This is a genomic window from Cellulomonas xiejunii, assembly GCF_024508315.1.
Classification (GTDB): Bacteria; Actinomycetota; Actinomycetes; order Actinomycetales; family Cellulomonadaceae; genus Cellulomonas; species Cellulomonas xiejunii.
The window spans coordinates 640,376-658,797 of record NZ_CP101987.1 but is presented as its reverse complement, the minus strand read 5'-3'; the positions used below and the strand labels follow the sequence as shown (position 1 = coordinate 658,797).

The following is an 18,422-nucleotide window of genomic DNA, read 5'->3' as shown; positions in this document are numbered from 1 at the left end:
ACCGTCGGGGCGCGGAGAACCGCGGTCGATCAGCGAGCGCGCCCACTGTACCCGGCGCGCGCCCCGAGTCCAAAGTCAGCAGGTCGTGCCGTCGGCCGGGGGCTCGCCGGTCAGCAGGTACGTGTCCACCGCGTCCTTCACGCACCGGTTGGAGCGGCCGTACGCGGTGTGCCCCTCGCCCTCGTAGGTGAGCAGCACCGCGGACGAGAGCAGCTCCGAGAGCGACTGCGCCCACGCGTACGGCGTCGCCGGGTCGTTGGTGGTGCCGACGACGAGTATCGGCGCGGCGCCCTCCGCGGCGTAGGACTCCAGCGAGCCGACGGCCGGCACCGGCCACTGCGCGCACGACGCACCGCCGTAGGAGAAGAACTGCCCGACCGTCGGGGCGACGGCCGTCACCTCGGCGGCGTCCGCGCGCATGTCGTCGGGGTCTGCCGACGGCCGGTCGTCGAGGCACAGGATCGCGGAGAACGCCTCGTTCTGGTTCGACGCGTACGTGCCGTCCGCCGCACGCCCGTAGTAGCTGTCGGCGAGCTGCAGCAGCACCGAGCCGTCGCCGGCGTCGATCGCCTTGGTCAGCGCCTGCGTGAGCAGGGGCCAGCTCGACTGCGCGTACAGCGCCGCCGCCACACCGCTGAACGCGAGCGACGACGTGAGCTCACGGTCCGTTCCCGTCGGCAGTGGGTTGGCCTGCGTCCGGTCGAACAGGCGCTCGATCTGCGCGAGCCCGGCGTCGACGTCACCGTCGAGCGGGCACGTCGCCGCGGCCTGGCAGTCGGTCACGTAGGCCCGCAGCGCGCTCTCGAACCCCGCGGCCTGGCCGGCTGCGACCTGGCCCGAGTCCAGCGTCGGGTCCAGTGCCCCGTCGAGGACGAACCGGCCGACGCGCTCCGGGAACAGTGCCGCGTACGTCGCGCCCAGCTCGGTCCCGTACGAGAACCCGAGGAACGTCAGTGCCTCGTCACCGAGCGCCGCGCGGAGCACGTCCATGTCGCGGGCCGCGCTGCGCGTGTCGACGTGGCCCAGCAACGGACCGGTGCGGTCCAGGCACGCCTCACCGAACTCACCGTTGCGGGCGACGGCCTCGGCGATGCCCTCGTCGGTCGACCAGTCCGGCACCCACGCCGCGAGCTCGTCGAGCTCGGCCGGGTCCACGCACGTGACGGGCGACGAGTGCTGCACGCCGCGCGGGTCGAAGGCGACCAGGTCGTACGCCGCGAGCACGTCGCGCGACACGATCTGGCGAAAGAAGCCGATCGTGTCGATCGCGGAACGGCCCGGCCCGCCCGGGTTGACCAGCAGCGATCCGACGGGTGACCCACTGGACGCCGGCGCGCGTCGCAGGGCGATCGTGATCGTCTCGCCACCGGGCTCCTCCCAGTCGAGGGGCACCGTCGCGTCGGCGCACTGCTCGTCGCCGCAGGTCGTCCACTCCAGGACCTGGTCGTAGAACCGGGCGAGGGCGGGGTCGGACGTGCTGGACGCCGACGCGCCGGAGGTCGGGGACGAGGCCTGGTGCTTCGGCGCGACGCATCCGGTCAGACCGAGGGCGACGAGCGCGACGAGGGCGCACCGGCGCAGGGAAGGTCGCGTCGGCATGCTCCTACGGTAGTGGTCCGCGACGGCACGTCCGGGCACGACCCGGTCGTGCGCGCAACCGGCCTGCGCCGCATCTGCGACGGCGCACCACCCCCGGGGGCGTGCGCGACGCGTCAGCCCTGCGGCCGCAGGGCGATCGCCATCGCCTCGACGGCCAGGAGAGGGGCCACGTTGCCGGCCAGCCGCGTGCGTGCCTGTCCGACGGCGTCCATACGGCGCAGCGTCTGCTCCGGGGTGCTCCCGGCGGCGAGCGCGCGGACGGCGTCCTCCTGCTCGACGTTGACGAGGTCGACACCGGCATCGAGCTGCACGACGAGCACGTCCCGGTACAGCGAGAGCAGGTCGACCATCGCGCGGTCGAGCACGTCGCGCTGCGCGCGCGTCGCACGGCGCTTCTGCTCCTCCTCGAGCTGCCGGACCTGCGCACGGAGCGACGGCGGCAGGGTGTTCGCCGCCTCGGCCCCCATGCCGCGCAGCAGCTCGTTGCGCTCGGCGGCGTCCCGCTCCTCCGTCGCCGCCTTCGCGTCCGCCTGCGCGGTCTCGACGAGGTCGCCCGCCGCGAGCACCGCGTCGCCGACTCCCCGCACGCGCGACGCGAGCGAGAGCACCGCCGCGCGCCGCTCACGTGCCAGCGGGTCGCGCGCGAGGCGTCGTGCGATCCCGATGTGGCTCTGGGCGGCGCGTGCGGCGACCAGTGCGGTGCGCGGGTCGGCGCCGTCGCGCCGCACGAGCAGCTCCGCGACGGCGTCGACGGGCGGCACGCGCAGGCCCACGGCCCTGCTGCGCGAACGGATGGTCACCAGGACGTCCTCGGGGCCCGGTGCGCACAGCAACCACACCGTGCGCGGCGGGGGCTCCTCGATGGCCTTGAGCAGCACGTTGGCACTCTGGTCGTTGAACCGGTCGGCGTCCTCGACGACGATGACCCGCCAACGGCCCTGCGACGGCGAACGCTGCGCGAGCTCCACGAGCGGGCGCGTGGTGTCGACGCGGATGAAGACGCCCTCGGTCGCGACGAGCGTGACGTCCGGGTGCGCCCCGGACAGCACGGTGGTGCACGCGTGGCACGTGCCGCAGCCTCCGGCCACGCACTGCAGGGCCGCCGCGAACGCGCGTGCCGCGTTGGACCGGCCCGACCCGGGCGGCCCGGTGAGCAGCCACGCGTGGGTCATCGCCGACGGGTCCTCGACCGCCCGACGCAGCACCGCGACGGCAGGCTCCTGCCCGACGAGGTCGTCCCACACGCTCATGCCGCACCACCCGTCGGCACGGCGGGCGTCCCGACGGACCGCTCCGCGGTCGGGGGGGCGGGTGCCGGGGCAGGTACCGCGGCAGGTGCCGCGAGCAGCGGCGCGAGGCGCGCACGGACCTGCGCCGCGACGTCCTCGGCGGGCTGCGACGCGTCGACGACGAGCCACCGGTGCGGCTCCGCGGCGGCGCGGGCCCAGAACGCCTCACGCGTGCGCCGGTGGAACTCGTCGCCCGCCGACTCCAGCCGGTCCGGGTCACCCGTGAGCCGGGCCAGCCCCACGGCGGGGTCCAGGTCGAGCAGGACGGTCAGGTGCGGCAGGAGCCCCTGCACCGCCCACAGCGAGAGCCGCTCCACCTCGTCCGCGCCCAGCCCGCGGCCCGTGCCCTGGTAGGCGACCGAGGAGTCGAGGTAGCGGTCGGTCAGCACCACCGCGCCGCGCTCCAGCGCCGGCCGCACGAGCGACGCGACGTGGTGCGCGCGGTCGGCCGCGTACAGCAGGGCCTCCGTGCGGGGGTCGAGGTCCTCGCCGTGCAGCACCGCGCGCCGCAGCTCGACCCCCAGCGGGGTGCCGCCGGGCTCACGCGTCACGACGACCTCGCGCCCCAGGGCGGCGAGGTGCCGCCCCAGGAGTGCGACCTGCGTGGACTTGCCGACGCCGTCACCGCCCTCGAAGGACACGAACAGGCCGGCCGGCCCCTGATCGGCGACCACGTCGATGACGGGCCCCGGGACGACGGACGCGGGGTCGGTGCTCACGGCGTCAGGCTAACCGCCGCGGCTGACACGTCGGCACCGCGCGACGTCAGGCGGGCTGCTCCCCCGGGTAGACGACCCCGACCTGCCGACGGATCTCGTCCAGCGTCGTCATGACGTCGAGCGTGCCCTGCCACGTCATCAGCGGGCTCTCGGTGTCCCCGGCGGCGACGCGCCGAGCGACCTCCGCGGCCTCGTACTGCAGACCGCGCGCGGCCGGCAGATCGAACGTCCACTGCCGTCCGTCGCGCCGCTCCAGGCGGAACGACGTGGGGCCGTAGAACGGTCCCGCGACGCGGATGTACCCCTCGGTACCCGAGATCGACGACGTCGTCGGCGTCCTGGACCACAGCGTCGTGTTGAGGGTCGCCTGCGTGCCGTTGCCGTAGTCGAGGATCATCGACACCTGCCCGTCGACGCCCGTCTCGGTGAGCTGGCCGAACGCGTGCACACCGGCCGGGACGCCCAGGAAGTCGTGCGCCCACGACACCGGGTAGACGCCCAGGTCCAGCAGCGCGCCGCCCGCGAGCGCGGGGTCGTACAGGCGGCTCGTCGGGTCGAACGGGAAGTGGTGGCCGTGGTCGGCGCGGATGTTGACGATCTCGCCGATCTCGCCCGAGTCGATCACCTGGTGCAGCGCGGCGACGTGCGGCAGGAACCGCGTCCACATCGCCTCCATGACGAAGACGCCGGCCGCACGTGCCGCGTCGAGCACCTCCCGCGCCTCCGCCGTGTTGCGCGCGAACGCCTTCTCGACCAGCACGTGCTTGCCGGCCGCGATCGCGAGCAGCGCGTGCTCACGGTGCTCGGAGTGCGGGGTCGCGACGTACACGACGTCGACCTGCGGGTCCTCGACGAGGTCGCGGTAGCCCACGTGCGTCGTCGGGATGCCGTGCGCGGTGGCGAACCGCTCGGCACGGTCGCGGTGACGCGAGCCGACCGCCACGAGCTGCGCGCGCGTGAACTCACGCACGGAGTTGGCGAACTGGCTGGCGATGCCGCCAGCGCCGATGATGCCCCAGCGGATCGGCGGGGCGGTGCGGGGGTCCTCGGTGCGTGCCATGGCGCCAACCTAGCGCCCGCGGGCGGCACCCGGCGGACCGCGCCCCGCGCGGCACACCGACGGGCGTCTCGTGGTGCCAGGGCGTCAGCGCTTGGCCGGGGCCTTCTTGCGGGTCGTGGCCGGCTTGCGGGCCGGCGTGCGCTTCTTGGCCGGCCCGGCGGCGCGCTTCTCGGCCAGGAGCTCGACGGCCTGCTCCGGCGTGATCGACTCCGGGGTGACGTCGCGCGGGAGGGTGCGGTTCGTCTCCCCGTCGGTCACGTACGCACCGAAGCGGCCGTCCTTGACGACGATCGGCTTGCCGCTCGTCGGGTCGGCACCGAGCTCACGCAGCGGCGGCGTCGCGGTCTGACCACGGCCACGCTTGGGCTGCGCGTAGATCGCGAGCGCCTCGGCGAGCGTGATGTCGAACAGCTGCTCCTCCGACGCGAGGGTCCGCGAGTCCGTGCCCTTCTTCAGGTACGGGCCGTAGCGGCCGTTCTGCGCGGTGATCTCTGCGCCCGACTCGGGGTCGACCCCGACCACCCGCGGCAGCGAGAGCAGCCGCAGCGCGTCGTCGAGGGTGATCGTGGACAACGACATCGACTTGAAGAGCGAGCCCGTCCGCGGCTTCGGCGCGGCCGCCAGCGCCTTCTTGCGCGCCGCGGCGGACAGCCCCGGGTCGAGCTCGGGCTCCGGCAGCACCTCGGTGACGTACGGGCCGTACCGGCCGTTGCGCGCGACGATCTGCGTCCCCGTCGTCGGGTCGGTGCCGAGCACCTTGTCGCCGTCGGGCATGGTCTCCAGGAGCTCGCGCGCCTTCTCGACCGTCAGCTCGTCCGGTGCCATGTCCTCGGGGACCGACGAGCGACGCGGCTCGTCGTCCGGGCCCTCCCCCGGCGCCTCGAGGTACGGCCCGTAGCGCCCGACGCGCAGCGTGATGCCGTCGCCGATGTCGATCGAGTTGACCTCGCGCGCGTCGATCTCGCCGAGGTTGTCGACGAGACCGCGCAGGCCGCCGGTCTCCAGCGAGTCGGACCGGTCACCGAAGTAGAACTCGGTCAGCCAGTCGACGCGGCCCTTCTGACCTGCGGCGATGGCGTCGAGGCTCTCCTCCATGCCGGCCGTGAAGTTGTAGTCCACGAGCCGGTCGAAGTTCTCCTCGAGCAGCCGGGTCACCGCGAACGCGAGCCACGTCGGAACGAGCGCCTGCCCGCGGCTGGTGACGTACCCGCGGTCCTGGATGACGCCGATGGTCGCGGCGTACGTCGAGGGGCGGCCGATGCCGCGCTCCTCGAGCGCCTTGACGAGGGACGCCTCGGTGAAGCGCGGCGGCGGGGACGTACGGTGGCCGTCGGCGGTCAGGTCGGTGCCCGTCACCGGGTCGCCCTGGGCCATCTGCGGCAGACGCGCGTCGTCGGACGCACCGGCCGCGGCCCCGCCCTCCGCCTCGTCGTAGCGGCCGCGGTCGCGCCCCTCCTCGTACGCGGCGAGGAAGCCGCGGAACGTGATGACCGTGCCGGACGCGGAGAACACGGTCTCCACCGGCCCGTCCGGCGTCGTCGCGGTGGCCGCGAGACGCACGGACGCGGTCTGCCCGCGCGCGTCGGCCATCTGCGAGGCGACCGTGCGCTTCCAGATCAGCTCGTACAGCTTGAACTGGTCGCCGGACAGCTCGCGCGCGACCTGGGCCGGGGTGCGGAAGTGGTCACCCGCGGGCCGGATGGCCTCGTGGGCCTCCTGCGCGCCCTTGGCCTTCGACGTGTACAGACGCGGCTTGTCGGGCACGTACTCCGACCCGTACAGCTCGGCGACCTGGCGGCGCGCGGCGTCGATCGCCTGCGTCGACAGCGCGGGCGAGTCGGTCCGCATGTAGGTGATGTAGCCGTTCTCGTACAGCGACTGCGCCGTCCGCATGGCCTGCCGCGAGCTCATGCGCAGCTTGCGGGACGCCTCCTGCTGGAGCGTCGACGTCGTGAACGGTGCGGCGGGCCGACGCGTGTAGGGCTTGGTCTCGAGCGACTGCACCGCGAACGCGGCGCCCTCGAGCCCTGCGACGAGCGCGTTCGCGCGCGCCTCGTCGAGCGTCACGGCGTCGCGCGTCTTCAGCGCGCCCCGGTCGTCGAAGTCCCGGCCGCTGGCGACGCGCGCGCCACCGACGCCCGTCAGGCGCGCCGAGAACTTCGGCTCGGCGGCATCCGCCACGGCGAACGTGCCCGTGACGTCCCAGTAGTCGGCGGCGACGAACGCCATGCGCTCGCGCTCGCGCTCGACGACGAGCCGCGTCGCGACGGACTGCACGCGACCCGCCGACAGGCCCTGGCGGACCTTGCGCCACAGCACCGGGCTGACCTCGTAGCCGTACAGCCGGTCGAGGATGCGGCGGGTCTCCTGCGCGTCCACCAGCCGCTCGTCGAGCTCACGGGTGTTCTCCAGCGCGCGGGCGATCGCCTCGCGCGTGATCTCGTGGAACACCATGCGCTTGACGGGGATCTTCGGCTTCAGCTCGGCCAGCAGGTGCCACGCGATGGCCTCGCCCTCGCGGTCCTCATCGGTGGCGAGGTAGAGCTCGTCGGACTCCTTGAGGAGCTTCTTGAGCTCGGCGACCTTCTTCTTCTTGTCCGCGTCGACGACGTAGTACGGGACGAACCCGTTCTCCACGTCGACCGCGAACTTGCCGTACGGACCCTTCTTCATGTCCGCGGGCAGCTCGGAGGGCTGTGGGAGGTCGCGGATGTGCCCGACGGACGCCTCCACGTCATAACCCTCGCCGAGGTACCCGGCGATCGTGCGCGCCTTCGCGGGGGACTCCACGATGACGAGCTTGCGACCTGCAGACATCTGACCGGCCTTCCGTGCCGTGGGCTGTGGGATGTGTGTGACGACGACGTCGTGGCGAGCGCGGCGGCCCACGACGGCTTGGACCCCACTTCCGAGGGGACTCTACGTCCTGGCGTCAACCCGACGCGGACGGCGTCTCGTCCCGGGAACCGGCCGCGTGCCGCAGCAGGAGCATGAGGGCGAAGGTCAGGCTGCACGCCGCGACGACGCTCGCGACACCCCCACCGTAAGCCAGGAGCTCGCCCTCGCGGCCCGCCGTGCCGGCACGGTAGGCCCAGGTGCGCGCCAGCAGGGCGCCCGCCGCGACCCCGGATGCCACACCCACGACGGCCATCGCGAGCGCCGTCCGCCGCGTACGGACCCACGACCTGTCCGCCGGGTCGACGCGACGCAGCGCGGCCGTGGCCGTCGCGGTCGAGCCGCGGCGCGCCGCCATGGCACCGCACACGAGCGCAGTCCAGCCCAGCACGACGAGCGTGGCGGCGACGACGTCGGACGGCCGGTGCCACTGCCCGACGAGCGTCGAGATGCCCGTCAGGGCGGTGTAACCGACGCCGAGCACCGCGACCAGCGGACGTGCGCGGGGCGGGGCGACGAGCAGGAGCGCGGCGGCCACGGATCCCGCCGCCGTCGTGTGACCGCTCGGCAGCGTGTTGCCGTAGTCCGCGCCGACGCCGAGCAGCGGCCGCTCGAAGACCCACTCCTTGCAGATCCTGGTGGTGAGGTTGGCGCCGCCGACGAGGACCGCGACCTGCACCGCGAGGGACAGCCTGCGCCGCACCAGCGCCACGGCCGCCGCCGTGAGCAGCCCTCCTGCGACGAACCCCACGGACACGACGTCGAGGAGCGGCGAGGCGATGCGCCAGAGGTGGCCCTGCCCGATCGCCGCACCGTCGAGCGCGGCGTCCTCGACGCGCTGCCCTGCCCACGTCTCGACGAACACGCGCCACAGGAGCACCACGCCGACGGCGCAGGCGACGGCCACGGCTGCGCAGACGAGCACGACACCAACCCGCGCACGCGCTCGGCGCGGCGCGGGCGGACCCGGGTCGACCGGGACGGAGGGGCCCTCGTGCACCGTCACACGGTAGGGCACCGGCGGAGCACCCCGGGCCGTTCCCAGTCGACTCACAGGCTCGCCCCAGGGGCGGCCCAGGACGCGTGGCCAGCATGCTCGCATGTCGACGACAGCACCGGCCCGGCCCACGTCGCGCCGACCCGCGCCCCTCACCCGCCCCGACGGCAGCCCCTTGCGGGTCCTCGTCGTCGACGACGGGGCGAAGCTCGGCGAGCTGTTGTGCATGGCGCTGCGTCACGAGGGCTGGCACGCCACGCACGCGCGGTCGGGACGAGCCGCGATCGACCAGGCCCGCACGTCGGCCCCGGACGTCGTGCTGCTCGACACGACCCTGCCGGACCTGTCCGCCCAGGACGTGCTGCGCCGTCTGCGCGCGGCGCAACCGCACGTGCCCGTCCTGCTCCTGACGGGGCGCGACGAGGTCGCGGGCGCCGCGGCCGGCCTCACCACGGGCGACGACGACTACGTGGTCAAGCCGTTCGGCGTCGAGGAGGTCGTCGCGCGGCTGCGCGGCGTGGCAAGGCGCGCAGGAGTCGTCGAGCAGCGCGCGGACGCGGTGCTCGTCGTCGGGGACCTGCGGATGGACGAGGACAGCCACGAGGTGTGGCGGGGCGACGACGCCGTCCGCCTCACCGCCACCGAGTTCAAGCTGCTGCGGTACCTCATGCGCAACCCGCGCCGCGCGCTGAGCAAGCCGCAGATCCTCGACCGGGTGTGGCAGTACGACTTCGGGGGGCAGGCGAACATCGTCGAGCTGTACGTGTCGTACCTGCGCCGCAAGATCGACAAGGGCCGCGAGCCGATGCTGCACACGGTGCGGGGCGTCGGGTACGTGCTGCGGCCGGCGGCCGCAGCCGCCGGCACGCCGGCGCGCTAGAGGCCGTACGCGAGGTAGGCGTCGAGCACGTCCGCGAGCGGGGCCGTCAGCTGGAACACGCCCGTGCCGTTCTGCCACACCGCGACGCCTGTGCCGTCGCCCGCGTCGACCACCGTGAACGTGCCGACCGGCTGGCCGCCGACCACGACGTCACCGGTCTGCGGCAGGTCCACGTCGATGTCGGCGGACTCCGTCGACGTGGGGGCGCCGGTGTCCGGCGCCGCGGCGGGCAGCGTCGAGACGATCTGCTCCAGCAGCGCGGTGGCCTCCTGCGGCGTCTCGAGCTGCGCCGCACGCACGGTGAGCGTGCCGCCGTCCCCGTCGGTGAACGTCTCGGTGTACGCCTCGAGGGCCCCCGCGCCGATCAGCTCGGCGTCGTCCTGCGAGGACTCGAGCGCGTACTGCAGGACCGTGGTCGGCAGCGCCGTCGCGAAGGCGCTCGTCGCCGCCCGGGCAGCGGGTTCGACGCCCGGCGTCGGGGGCGGGAGCAGGACGGTCGACGCGGCGGGTGCCGGCGCGGCGTCGTCATCCGCGCCACGGCCGACGAGGACCCCGACCACGACGCCCACGAGCACCACGGCGGCCACGCCGATCGCCACGGGCACGAGCCACGCGGGCCGACCGCCGTCGTTCCCCTCGCGCTGCGCGACGTCGGTGTCGACCGGCTCGGGTGCACCGTTCGCGACGGGTCCGGGCACGCCGTGCGGGGTCACCGCGGGTCGGTGCGTCGGTCCGGTGGCCTCGGGCCGCTGCTCGGGCTCGCCGGGTCGTCCCAGGTCGCTCATGGTGGGCATCCCCCTCGTGTCGTACGGCCGGCCGCTGCCGGACCACCGGGCAGCCTACCGAGCGACCACCCGCCGGGGCGGCACGGCGCGGGTTGTCGGTGGCGGCACGTACCGTGCGGGACGTGAGCCAGACGACGACACGCCGCCCCCGCGCCGGGGGCGAGCGACCCACCGAACGTCCCGGCTTCCGCTGCACCGAGTGCGGCTGGACGACGAGCAAGTGGGTCGGCCGGTGCGGCGAGTGCCAGGAGTGGGGCTGCGTCGTCGAGGACGCGGGGCCGGGGTCCGGCGGTCCGCGGACGGTCGCGGTCGCCCCCACACGTAACCCGGCGCGTCCCATCGAGGACATCGACGTCGCCGCGGCAGCCGCCCGCCCGACCGGCGTGGACGAGCTCGACCGCGTGCTGGGCGGCGGGCTCGTGCCCGGGGCCGTCGTGCTGCTGGCGGGCGAGCCGGGCGTCGGCAAGTCGACGCTGCTGCTGGACGTGGCCGCACGCGCCGCCCGCACCGGCAGGCGCGTGCTGTACGTGACCGGCGAGGAGTCGGCCGCGCAGGTCCGGCTGCGCGCGGGCCGCATCCACGCGCTCGCGCCGACGCTCCTGCTGGCCGCGGAGACGGACCTCGGCACGGTGCTCGGCCACATCGAGAGCGTCGACCCGGACCTGCTGGTGCTCGACTCGGTGCAGACCTTCACGTCCGCTCAGGTGGAGGGGACGCCCGGCGGCGTCTCGCAGGTGCGGGAGGTGACGGCTGCGCTGATCACCGCCGCGAAGTCCCGGGCGCTGCCCGTCGTGCTCGTCGGGCACGTCACCAAGGACGGGTCCGTCGCGGGGCCGCGGACGCTCGAGCACCTCGTCGACGTCGTCTGCCAGTTCGAGGGCGAGCGGCACTCGCGGCTGCGGCTGCTGCGCGCCACCAAGAACCGGTACGGGCCCACGGACGAGGTCGGCTGCTTCGACCTGTCGGAGCACGGCATCGTGGGGCTGGCCGACCCGTCGGGGCTCTTCACCTCGCGCCTCGTGAGCGACGTGCCGGGTACCTGCCTCACCGTGACCCTCGAGGGCCGGCGACCGCTGGCAGCCGAGGTGCAGGCCCTCGTGGCCCCGAGCGTCGTGCCCAACCCCCGCCGGACGACCAGCGGCGTGGACGGCAGCAGGCTCGCGATGGTGCTGGCGGTCCTGCAGCGCCGGCTCGGCGCGCGCCTCGCCGACCAGGACGTCTACGTCTCGACGGTCGGCGGCGCGCGCGTCGTCGAGCCCGCCGCCGACCTCGCGCTGGCGCTCGCCGCCGTCAGCGGCCGCGAGAACGTCGCCGTCCACGCCGGGCTGGTCGCCGTCGGCGAGGTGGGGCTCGCCGGGGAGATCCGTCCGGTCCCGGGCGTAGGCCGGCGCCTGGCCGAGGCGGCGCGCCTCGGCTGCACGCGCGCGGTCGTGCCGGCCGGCACGCTGGACGAGGTGACGGTGCCCGACGGTCTGCGGGTCGTCGAGGCCCCCGACCTGGCGGCCGCCGTCCTGGCGGGCCTCGCCCCGTCGGGCGACGCGTGAGTGGCGGCTCGGACAACGCCGCGCGCCACCGATACGATTCGTCAGTGCCCCATCCGCACCATCACGATGACCTGCTGAGGTCGACGCTCTTCGCCGTCGCGCCCGGATCCGCGCTGCGCGACGGCCTCGAGCGGATCCTGCGGGGTCGGACAGGCGCGCTCATCGTGCTCGGGATGGACGCCACCGTCGAGTCGTTGTGCTCCGGCGGGTTCGTCCTCGACGTCGAGTTCTCCGCCACCCGCCTGCGCGAGCTCGCGAAGATGGACGGCGCCGTCGTCATCGACCCCGTCCGCGACCGCATCGTCCGGGCCGCCGTGCAGCTGCTGCCCGACCCCTCGATCCAGACGACGGAGTCCGGCACCCGGCACCGCACCGCCGAGCGCGTCGCCAAGCAGACGGGCCTACCGGTGATCTCGGTGTCCGCGTCCATGCGGATCGTCGCGCTGTACGTCGGCGAGCAGCGGTACGTCCTCGAGGACTCCACGACGATCCTGTCGCGCGCCAACCAGGCGCTCGCGACGCTCGAGCGCTACAAGGCACGTCTCGACGAGGTCAGCGGCACGCTGTCCGCCCTCGAGATCGAGGACCTCGTCACGGTGCGTGACGTGTCCGCGGTCGTGCAGCGCCTGGAGATGGTGCGCCGGATCTCCGACGAGATCGCCGGCTACGTCGTCGAGCTCGGCACGGACGGCCGCCTGCTGACCCTCCAGCTCGACGAGCTCGTCGGCGGGGTCGGCACGGAGCGCGAGCTCGTCATCCGCGACTACGTCGACACGTCACGACGCGCGGTCGAGGCCGTTCCCGACGCGCTGGGAGAGCTCGACTCCACCCAGCTGCTCGACATCGCGCACATCGCACGTGTGCTCGGCCTGCCCGGCGGCGGTGAGGAGCTCGACGCGGCCGTCGGACCCCGCGGCTACCGCCTGCTCTCGAAGGTGCCGCGCCTGCCGGGCCCGGTCGTGGACCGGCTCGTCGGGCACTTCGGTGGGCTGCAGAAGCTGCTGGCCGCGACGATCGACGACCTCATGACCGTCGAGGGCGTCGGCGAGCAGCGCGCGCGCTCGGTGCGCGAGGGCCTGTCGCGTCTCGCGGAGTCGAGCATCCTGGAGCGGTACGTCTGACGGCAGGTCTGACCGGCGGTACGTCTGACAGGCGGTACGTCTGACCGGCGGTACGTCTGACCGGCGGTACGTCTGACCGACGTCCGCCAGACAGCAACGCGGCTCCGTCCTCAGCCCAGGCCGAAGACCGCGGGAGGTGACGCCGCACCGCCGACCGTGACGGTGACCGAGTAGGTCCCGGCGCCCGGCGTGGGCAGGTCCCCGGCGCAGCCGGGTGCCGACCGCACCCGGGGCCAGACCAGCTGCGTGGCGTCGGCCTGCTCGCCCGCCAGCAGCAGCGTGCGCGCGTCCGCATCCGCCGGGACGCAGTCGACGCTGGACCACACGCGGTCCTGGCCCGAGGTGATGACGACCTCGCGCTGGGCGTCCCCGGCGTCGACGAGGCAGGGCTCCGGCCCCGAGTTGGTGACCGTGACCTCGAAGGTGGGCTCGACCCCGGCGGGGAACGTCTCCGCGGTCGGCGTGACCGCGAGCGCGAGCTGCGTCGGGGCGCAGTCGGGGACGCCGGCCTCCGCCGTCGGCGTCGGCGTCGGGGTCGGCGCCGCGGCCACGGTGGGTGCGTCCTGCGGCGCGGCGTCGGCCCCACGGCCGGACCACCAGACCACGAGCGCGATGATCAGGAGCAGCGGCAGACCGAGGACGACGAACCGTCGGATCCAGAACACGTGCACGGGCGGCCGCGGCGGCGGCGCCGGTCGTGCGGGCCGGGGTCCGCGGCCCGCCGGGGGCGTCCGGTCGTTCATGCGGGACCTCCGGGTGGGCGTGGCCGGGTGCCCGGCGCGCGCACCACGGTACGAGGCCGACACCGAGCACGCGACGCACGACGCGCCCGCGCACTGCGTGCCGCCCCGAGGGGCGGTGCGCAGCACGTGCGCCGCGCACCGCCGGCTCGCCGTCGCCGACACCGAGTTGGCCCCCGTGACCGGCGACGGCACGATGGGGCGTGCCCACCACGCGCTCCGCCTCCCGGCCCACGCCCGCGTCCGGTGACGCCCGCGCGCGGCACGAGGCCGGCGGGACGTCGGACGCAGTGGCCGGTGCCCGCCAGGACGTCGTCGCCTGGTTCGACGACCACGCGCGGGACCTCCCGTGGCGGGCAGCGGACCGGACCCCGTGGGGCGTGCTGGTCAGCGAGGTGATGCTGCAGCAGACGCCTGTGGTGCGCGTGGAGCCCGCGTGGCGCGCGTGGATGGGCCGGTGGCCGACGCCGGCGGACCTCGCGACCGCGCCCACCGCCGACGTGCTGCGCGCGTGGGACCGGCTCGGGTACCCGCGGCGTGCGCTGCGGCTGCAGGAGTGCGCGCGCGTCGTCGTCGAGCGGCACGGGGGCGACCTGCCCGACGACGAGGCCGCGCTGCTCGCCCTGCCGGGCGTCGGCACGTACACGGCGGCGGCGGTGCGGGCGTTCGCGTTCGGCCGACGCTCCGTGGTGCTCGACACCAACGTGCGGCGCGTCCTCGCGCGGCTCTCCGCTGGCGAGGCCCTGCCGGCGCCGTCGCAGACGGTCGCGGAGAGACGGCTCGCCGCCGCGTGGGTGCCGGACGACGACACCGCGGCCGCCCGCTGGTCGGGCGCGTCGATGGAGCTCGGCGCGCTGGTCTGCACGGCGCGCGCGCCGCGGTGCGACGTGTGTCCCGTGGCGGACCGCTGCCGCTGGCTCGCGGCGGGGCGACCCGCGGACGTGTACGCGCATCGGCGTCGCGCGCAGGCGTGGACGGGCACGGACCGTCAGGCGCGGGGGCGCGTGATGGCGCTGCTGCGCGAGGCGCTGGGGCCGGTCCCCCACGACGCGGTCGCCGCCGTCTGGCCGGACAGCGCGCAGCTCGCGCGCTGCCTGGACGCGCTCGTCGCGGACGGCCTCGTCGTGCGCGAGGACGCGGCGGGCGCCGACCCGGACCCGGACGCGGCGACGTACCGCCTCCCCCACTGACGCGGGCACGCCCCCACTGGCCGCGACCGGGTACCGCGCCCGGTGGGAGGTGCCGGGCGTCAGAGCTCGAGGAGCATGCGGGTGTTCCCCAGCGTGTTGGGCTTCACGCGGGCCAGGTCGAGGAACTCGGCGACGCCGTCGTCGTGGGACCGCAGCAGCTCGGCGTAGACCTCGGGCGGGACGGGTGTGCCGTCGATCTCGCGGAAGCCGTGCCGTGCGAAGAAGTCCACCTCGAACGTCAGGCAGAACACGCGGCGCAGCCCGAGGCGGCGCGCCCGGTCGAGCAGCCCGTCGACGAGCAGGTGCCCGACGGCCCGCCCGCGCACCTCGGGGGCGACCGCGAGGGTGCGGATCTCGGCCAGGTCCTCCCACATGACGTGCAGGGCGCCGCACCCGACCGCGTCACCGCCGCCCGCGGGCCGCGCCACGAGGAACTCCTGGACCGCCTCGTAGTACCCGACCCACTCCTTGGCGAGCAGGATCCGCTCCTGGGCGTACGGCTCGACGAGCCGGCGGATCGCGCGGACGTCGGCAGGCAGTGCGGGTGCGACCTCGACCGCGGCGGGGGTGCTCACGCGCACAACCTACGCACGCACCGGCCCGGCCCGCACGCACCGCCGCCCGCGGGTCAGCGAGGGCGCGCAGACGTGCGGGTGCCGACGACCTCGACGAGCGCGGTCGCCGTCACCTCGTCGACGACGAGGTCCGTCACCACGCGGGCGCGCAGTGCCGCGAGGAGCGGCGCGACCTTGTTGTCACCGGCGACGACGCACACGCGCCGGGGGACGCGCTCGAGCTGCGCGGGCGTGGGGCCGGTGGCGCGGCCGTTGAGCGACACGTCGGCCCAGGACCCGTCGGCGCGCAGGAAGACGGTGCACACGTCACCCACGACGCCGTCGTCGTGCAGGCGGCGCACGTCGCTCTCGTCGAGGTAGCCCGCGGAGTACACGTGCGAGGGCACGGCACCGGCGACGGCACCGACGGAGAAGACCGCGAGGTCGGCGCGCCGCTGCATGTCGAGCACCCGCCGCACGGACCGCTCGCGCCACATGGCGTCCTTGGTGTCGGGGTAGTCGAAGAACGCGGGCACGGAGAAGTGGTGCACGGCGGCGTCGAACGCGCTGCCGAACGACGAGATGAGGTCGGCGGCGTACTCGACGCCGGACGTGCGCATGTTGGCGGCACCGTTGAGCTGGACGACGGCGGAGCCGCGCGTCGGCTTGGGCGCGAGGTAGCGGGAGACCGCGGCGATCGTCGTGCCCCAGGCCACGCCCATGACCATGTCGGAGTCGAACCAGGACCCGATGAGGCGTGCCGCGGTCATCGCGACCTGATCGAGCCGCTCGACGGACCCGGCGGAGTCGGGCACGGGGACGACGTACGTGTCGATGCCGAACGTCGAGGAGATCGAGCGGCCCAGCCCGGGGGCGCGTGTGCTCGACGGGCGAAGCGTGATCTCGACGAGGCCCGTGTCGCGGGCGTGCCGCAGCAGCCGGGAGACGGTGGACCGGGACGTCCCGAGGTGCCGGGCGATCACCTCCATCTTGAGGTCCTGGAGGTAGTACATGGAGGCCGCACGCAGCACGTCCTGCTCCCGCTCCACGAGCACCCCAACGCCGCCTCTCGTCAGCCCCAAGGAAACGTCAACCCGTGCACGTTTGTGCATCCAAGTTGCGCGTCCGTTCTGGACGTGATGACGATAGCGCGACGCACCCGGGGGGCGAGGGCGCCCCTGCCGCCGGACCGCGACCACGAATCGACGGGTTCCACGGAAGGACCGCCACATGAGGACCGCACCGCTGACGGCCCAGGCCCGGCAGGAGTCGCTGGAGGCTCTGCGCCGCAGCTCCGAGCGGGGCCAGGAGCTCGACGTGCTCGTCGTGGGTGGCGGTGTCACGGGTGCGGGGATCGCGCTCGACGCGGTCACCCGCGGGCTGTCCACCGCGATCGTCGAGGGGCAGGACTGGTCCTCGGGCACGTCCAGCCGGTCGAGCAAGCTCGTCCACGGTGGCCTGCGGTACCTGCAGATGCTGGACTTCCACCTGGTCCGCGAGGCGCTCACCGAGCGCGACCTGCTCATCACGCGCCTCGCGCCGCACCTGGTCAAGCCCGTGAGCTTCCTGTACCCGCTCGAGAACCGCGTGTGGGAGCGGGCGTACGTCGGTGCGGGCGTCGCGCTGTACGACACCCTCGCCTCGATGTCCGGCACCCGTCGCGCGATGCCCATCCACCGCCACCTGACCCGCAAGGGCATGGAACGGCTGTTCCCCGACCTGCGGCACGACGCTGCGATCGGCGCCGTGCGGTACTGGGACGCGAGCGTCGACGACGCGCGCCTCGTCGGGACCCTGGTGCGCACGGCCGTCAGCTACGGCGCGCACGCCGCGTCACGCACGCAGGTCGTCGGTCTGCAGACGACGACGGGCGGTGCGGTCACCGGCGCCGAGGTCGTCGACCTCGAGACCGGCGACCGGATCGACGTGCGCGCGCGGCACGTCATCAACGCGACCGGCGTGTGGACCGAGGAGACCGAGTCCCTCGCGGGCAGCGAGGGCGGGCTGCGCGTGCTGGCGTCCAAGGGCATCCACATCGTGGTGCCCCGGGCCCGGATCGAGGGCAACACCGGGCTGATCCTGCAGACCGAGAAGTCGGTCCTGTTCATCATCCCGTGGTCCCGCTACTGGGTGATCGGCACGACCGACACCCCGTGGGAGCAGGAGCTCACGCACCCCGTCGCCACCAGCGCGGACATCGACTACGTCATCGACCACGCGAACCAGGTGCTGTCGCGCCCGATCACGCGGGACGACGTCATCGGGACGTGGGCGGGCCTGCGGCCCCTGCTGCAGCCCGGGACGAAGGAGGGGACGTCGTCGGCGAAGGTGTCGCGCGAGCACACGGTGGCCTCGCCCACGCCCGGGCTGACGGTCGTCGCGGGGGGCAAGCTCACGACGTACCGGGTGATGGCGAAGGACGCGGTCGACTTCGCGCTCGGGTCGCGCGCCACGACGCTGCCGTCGATCACCCATGACGTGCCGCTGGTCGGCGCCGAGGGCCTGCGGGTCGTGCAGCGCCAGGCGCGGGCGACCGGCGCCCGCTACGGCTGGGACCGGCCGCGCCTCGACCACCTGCTGCACCGGTACGGCTCGCTCCTGCAGGAGCTGACCGACCTGTGCGACGAGCGTCCCGAGCTCGCGCAGCCGCTGGAGCACGCCCCGGCGTACATCGGTGCGGAGGTCGTCTACGCCGTGAGCCACGAGGGCGCCCTGCACCTCGACGACGTCCTCATGCACCGGACGCGCCTGAACTACGAGCAGGCCGACAAGGGGACGGGCGCGCTCGAGGAGATCGCGGACCTCGTCGCACCCGTCCTGGGCTGGGACGACGCGACGCGGCGCCGCGAGATCGAGGCCTACCGCGCCCGGGCCGAGGCCGAGGCCGCCGCCGCCGCGGAGCCGGACGACGCCGCCGCGGAGCGCGTGCGCCTGCGTGCAGCGGACGTCGCTCCCCTGCTGCCGCTGGGCACCGACGTGGACCCCGGCACCAAGCCCGGGTCGCCGGCCGGCCGGGGCTCGTCGGGACCCGCCGGTACCTGAGCACCCG

At 74.5% G+C, this 18,422-nt stretch carries 15 protein-coding genes; 5 read left to right on the top strand and 10 right to left on the bottom strand.

From position 1 onward, the window contains the following. Nucleotides 1–75 precede the first annotated feature (75 nt). The 6 genes from NP048_RS03225 to NP048_RS03200 form a co-directional block, all read right to left on the bottom strand. Nucleotides 76–1,599 (bottom strand): alpha/beta hydrolase, encoded by a 1,524-nt coding sequence (locus tag NP048_RS03225; protein WP_227578052.1) that lies wholly within the window; start codon nt 1,597–1,599, stop codon nt 76–78. A 113-nt stretch (nt 1,600–1,712) separates the two neighbouring features. Then, nucleotides 1,713–2,849, bottom strand: a complete 1,137-nt coding sequence (locus NP048_RS03220; protein ID WP_227578051.1) for a DNA polymerase III subunit delta' — start codon at nt 2,847–2,849, stop codon at nt 1,713–1,715. Further along, nucleotides 2,846–3,568, bottom strand: a complete 723-nt coding sequence (tmk, locus tag NP048_RS03215; protein ID WP_372456841.1) for a dTMP kinase — start codon at nt 3,566–3,568, stop codon at nt 2,846–2,848. Before tmk ends, NP048_RS03220 begins: the two co-directional genes overlap by 4 nt. An 85-nt stretch (nt 3,569–3,653) precedes the next feature. Beyond that, nucleotides 3,654–4,667 (bottom strand): Gfo/Idh/MocA family protein, encoded by a 1,014-nt coding sequence (locus NP048_RS03210; protein WP_227578050.1) that lies wholly within the window; start codon nt 4,665–4,667, stop codon nt 3,654–3,656. Between the two features lie 84 nt (nt 4,668–4,751). Then, nucleotides 4,752–7,484 (bottom strand): type I DNA topoisomerase, encoded by a 2,733-nt coding sequence (gene topA / locus NP048_RS03205; protein ID WP_227578049.1) that lies wholly within the window; start codon nt 7,482–7,484, stop codon nt 4,752–4,754. Between the two features lie 115 nt (nt 7,485–7,599). Then, nucleotides 7,600–8,562 (bottom strand): phosphatase PAP2 family protein, encoded by a 963-nt coding sequence (locus NP048_RS03200; protein WP_256769439.1) that lies wholly within the window; start codon nt 8,560–8,562, stop codon nt 7,600–7,602. Nucleotides 8,563–8,662: 100 nt separating this feature from the next. On the opposite strand from NP048_RS03200, the gene NP048_RS03195 reads away from it, so the two are divergent. Next, complete coding sequence (locus NP048_RS03195) at nt 8,663–9,439, top strand: response regulator transcription factor (RefSeq protein WP_227578047.1); 777 nt, start codon at nt 8,663–8,665, stop codon at nt 9,437–9,439. On the opposite strand, the gene NP048_RS03190 is transcribed toward NP048_RS03195, so the two are convergent. Next, complete coding sequence (locus NP048_RS03190; protein ID WP_227578046.1) at nt 9,436–10,224, bottom strand: hypothetical protein; 789 nt, start codon at nt 10,222–10,224, stop codon at nt 9,436–9,438. The genes NP048_RS03195 and NP048_RS03190 overlap by 4 nt on opposite strands. A gap of 122 nt (nt 10,225–10,346) precedes the next feature. Between NP048_RS03190 and radA the strand changes: the two genes are divergently transcribed. Together radA and disA are read left to right on the top strand one after the other, a co-directional pair. Next, nucleotides 10,347–11,768: a DNA repair protein RadA gene (radA, locus tag NP048_RS03185; RefSeq protein ID WP_227578045.1), complete on the top strand. Its 1,422-nt coding sequence runs from the start codon at nt 10,347–10,349 to the stop codon at nt 11,766–11,768. 44 nt (nt 11,769–11,812) lie between these two features. Next, nucleotides 11,813–12,889, top strand: coding sequence for a DNA integrity scanning diadenylate cyclase DisA (gene disA / locus NP048_RS03180; protein ID WP_227578044.1), 1,077 nt, complete (start codon nt 11,813–11,815; stop codon nt 12,887–12,889). Nucleotides 12,890–12,999: 110 nt separating this feature from the next. Here the strand turns inward: disA and NP048_RS03175 are convergent, their stop codons facing one another. Continuing rightward, nucleotides 13,000–13,632 carry a hypothetical protein gene (locus tag NP048_RS03175; RefSeq protein ID WP_227578043.1) on the bottom strand — a complete coding sequence of 211 codons (633 nt, stop codon included), beginning with the start codon at nt 13,630–13,632 and terminating at the stop codon, nt 13,000–13,002. A gap of 287 nt (nt 13,633–13,919) precedes the next feature. Between NP048_RS03175 and NP048_RS03170 the strand changes: the two genes are divergently transcribed. After that, the gene (locus NP048_RS03170) at nt 13,920–14,819 is read left to right on the top strand and encodes an HhH-GPD family protein (RefSeq protein ID WP_227578249.1); all 900 of its coding nucleotides are present in this window, start codon (nt 13,920–13,922) and stop codon (nt 14,817–14,819) included. Nucleotides 14,820–14,878: 59 nt separating this feature from the next. Here the strand turns inward: NP048_RS03170 and NP048_RS03165 are convergent, their stop codons facing one another. Next, a complete protein-coding gene (locus tag NP048_RS03165) occupies nt 14,879–15,400 on the bottom strand; it encodes an amino-acid N-acetyltransferase (RefSeq protein ID WP_372456834.1) in 522 nt (173 codons plus the stop codon). Nucleotides 15,401–15,447: 47 nt separating this feature from the next. Further along, nucleotides 15,448–16,428, bottom strand: a complete 981-nt coding sequence (locus NP048_RS03160) for a sugar-binding transcriptional regulator (RefSeq protein ID WP_227578041.1) — start codon at nt 16,426–16,428, stop codon at nt 15,448–15,450. 175 nt (nt 16,429–16,603) lie between these two features. On the opposite strand from NP048_RS03160, the gene NP048_RS03155 reads away from it, so the two are divergent. Continuing rightward, a complete protein-coding gene (locus NP048_RS03155) occupies nt 16,604–18,415 on the top strand; it encodes a glycerol-3-phosphate dehydrogenase/oxidase (protein WP_227578040.1) in 1,812 nt (603 codons plus the stop codon). Nucleotides 18,416–18,422: the final 7 nt, after the last annotated feature.

Coding starts and splice junctions, on each gene's coding strand:
- NP048_RS03225 (WP_227578052.1), bottom strand. CDS start 1,599: ATGCCGACGCGACCTTCCCTGCGCCGGTGCGCCCTCGTCGCGCTCGTC.
- topA (WP_227578049.1), bottom strand. CDS start 7,484: ATGTCTGCAGGTCGCAAGCTCGTCATCGTGGAGTCCCCCGCGAAGGCG.
- NP048_RS03155 (WP_227578040.1), top strand. CDS start 16,604: ATGAGGACCGCACCGCTGACGGCCCAGGCCCGGCAGGAGTCGCTGGAG.
- NP048_RS03175 (WP_227578043.1), bottom strand. CDS start 13,632: ATGAACGACCGGACGCCCCCGGCGGGCCGCGGACCCCGGCCCGCACGA.
- NP048_RS03220 (WP_227578051.1), bottom strand. CDS start 2,849: ATGAGCGTGTGGGACGACCTCGTCGGGCAGGAGCCTGCCGTCGCGGTG.
- NP048_RS03195 (WP_227578047.1), top strand. CDS start 8,663: ATGTCGACGACAGCACCGGCCCGGCCCACGTCGCGCCGACCCGCGCCC.
- NP048_RS03190 (WP_227578046.1), bottom strand. CDS start 10,224: ATGAGCGACCTGGGACGACCCGGCGAGCCCGAGCAGCGGCCCGAGGCC.
- NP048_RS03210 (WP_227578050.1), bottom strand. CDS start 4,667: ATGGCACGCACCGAGGACCCCCGCACCGCCCCGCCGATCCGCTGGGGC.